Raw genomic sequence first — 2,273 nt, forward strand, 5'->3', positions numbered from 1 at the left:
CCTCACGAGCGCGCTTGACCATGTGGCGGGTTGGACGGAACGCCGGCACCGGCGGTCCGGCCCACAGGAGCAAGCGGACCGGGACCCGCTGCGCGACCTCGGCGAGCAGGTCACGCAACGGGATGGCGCCGTCGCCACGGCTGAGCTTGAAGTCCGGCTCGGCATGCCAGCCGGCGATGTGGACGTACTTCCGCGCCTGGCGGATGGCCGACTCGATCTGGGGCAAGGCGGACGCACCGTCGATGAGGACCTCGAGGCTGTTGCCCGGCCGCACCGGGACGCGGGTCGACCACCACCCCGGCTCGGTTGGCACCGTGAGGGCATCGGTCCAGCCGAGCTCGCCGAGACGCCGGAGGTGGTGGCTGCGCAGCACCGCCTCGAGTCCGTCGCCCAGCTTCGCGTCCAGCCGACCCAGCCGCGATGACAGCTCCATGCCTGCATCGTCGCGCACCTCGGTGCGAAACGGGGTTTCCTGCTCGGCCTAGGCTCAGTGGTGGTGCGGGTTCCACCCGGAGGAGATGAGTGCCATGACACGAGTCGATGAGGTGCTGGAGGGGATGGACGCCACGCGCGCGTGGCAGGAGGAGTTCTACCGGCACCTGCACGCCCATCCCGAGCTGAGCTCCCACGAGGTGCGGACCGCGGCCGAGGTCGCCGACCGGTTGGAGGCCTTCGGCTACGAGGTCAAGCGCGTCGGCGGCGGGGTCGTGGGGGTTCTCGCGAACGGTCCCGGCGGGACCGTGCTCGCGCGCGCCGACATGGACGCGCTACCGGTGACCGAGCTGACCAAGCTGCCCTACGCGTCGAACGTCACCGCCGTGGACGAGTCGGGCGGGACCGTCGGCGTCTCGCACGCCTGCGGGCACGACGTCCACGTCACCTGCCTGCTCGGTGCCGCCGCGTCCCTTGCTGGGGGGCGGGACGCGTGGGAGGGCACCTTCGTCGCGCTCTTCCAGCCGGCCGAGGAGACCGCCGCCGGCGCCCGCGGCATGGTCGACGACGGCCTGACCGACCAGGTCCCTCGACCGGACGTCGCCTTTGCGCAGCACGTCCTCGGCCTTGAGGCCGGAGTCCTCGGAACGCAGGCCGGCCCCACCTTCTCGGCGGGGGACAGTGTCCGGATCACGGTGCACGGCAAGGGCTCCCACGGGTCGATGCCGCATCTGGGCGTCGACCCCGTCGTCCTCGCCGCCTCGATCGTGCTCAGGCTGCAGACGATCGTCGCGCGAGAGACGAAGCCGGGGGACTTCGCCGTCGTCACCGTCGGCAGCAGCATCGCCGGTACGAAGAGCAACATCATCCCCGACCGGGCGGTGCTGCTGGTCAACATCCGGACCTATGACGAGAAGGTCCGGGAGCGGGTCATCGCCGGCATCGAGCGGATCGTCCGGGCGGAGTGCGAGGCCTCCGGCTCGCCCGAGCCGCCGACGTTCGAGTACTACGACCAGTACCCGCTGACCGACAACGACCCGGACGTCACTGCCAAGGTGAGCCAGGCCTTCCGTTCCTACTTCGGCGAGGCCCGGGTCGTCGAGCTGGGCCGGGTCACCGCAAGCGAGGACTTCAGCCGGCTCCCCGCCGCGTTCGGGATCCCCTACACCTACTGGGGCGTGGGCGGCTTTGCACCCGGGCAGCCGTCGTACCCCAACCACTCCCCGTACTTCGCGCCTGCCATCCAGCCGACGCTGACTGCCGGGACCGAGGCCCTCGTCGTGGCGACCCTGGCCTACCTCGGGAAGCAGGCCTGACCTACGGCGTTGACGCGGTCGCCGTCACTTTCGTGGGATCCAGCGTTCCGCGAGCTCGGCGTCCGTCGGGGGTGGTCCGGGCAGCGGTGCGTGAGCGCCGCGTGGGCGCCGGCCGCGCATCGCCTCGAGCTGGAGAGCGAGGTAACGGCGGCGGAGTACGACAGTGCGCTCGAGGTCACCCACCCGGATCGCGGTCGCCTGCTCGAGGACCATCGCGAGGTCGTTGAAGACGAGCCCCGGCCGCAGGGCACCGGCCTCCTCGGCGCGCCGGAAGACCTCTGACCCCAAGGCGATCGCGCGTTGGGAGAGCGCACCGAGCTCCGGGGTCGGGGTGAAGGTCCCGGCCAGCCGGACCGTCAGGGCGTGCACGTCCTCGTCGACGATCTCGCTGATGAAGTCGACCAGCCCTTGCCATGGGTCTGCGCCGGTCCCCAGGGAACGCTCGGCAGCGGCGATGTAGCGGTCGAGGCCCTCCGCGCAGAGGCTCGCCAGCATCGCTTCCTTGTTGGCGTAACGGCGGTAGAG

General features: G+C 71.1%; 3 protein-coding genes. 1 reads left to right on the forward strand and 2 read right to left on the reverse strand.

What is annotated here, in order from left to right; all coding sequences use genetic code 11:
- A partial coding sequence (locus tag VIR15_RS08330; protein ID WP_414654945.1) for a phospholipase D-like domain-containing protein occupies positions 1-433 on the reverse strand: 433 nt, incomplete at its 3' end.
- A gap of 94 nt (positions 434-527) precedes the next feature.
- Between VIR15_RS08330 and VIR15_RS08335 the strand changes: the two genes are divergently transcribed.
- Positions 528-1,748, forward strand: coding sequence for an amidohydrolase (locus VIR15_RS08335; protein ID WP_331927012.1), 1,221 nt, complete (start codon positions 528-530; stop codon positions 1,746-1,748).
- A 24-nt stretch (positions 1,749-1,772) separates the two neighbouring features.
- On the opposite strand, the gene VIR15_RS08340 is transcribed toward VIR15_RS08335, so the two are convergent.
- On the reverse strand, positions 1,773-2,273 hold a 501-nt coding region (locus VIR15_RS08340; protein ID WP_331927013.1), incomplete at its 5' end, for a TetR/AcrR family transcriptional regulator.

It is taken from the genome of Intrasporangium sp. (assembly GCF_036566125.1).
GTDB lineage: Bacteria > Actinomycetota > Actinomycetes > Actinomycetales > Dermatophilaceae > Intrasporangium.

What these genes read in the sequence shown, in the direction of transcription:
- VIR15_RS08335 (WP_331927012.1), top strand. Translation starts at nt 528, where the DNA reads ATGACACGAGTCGATGAGGTGCTGGAGGGGATGGACGCCACGCGCGCG.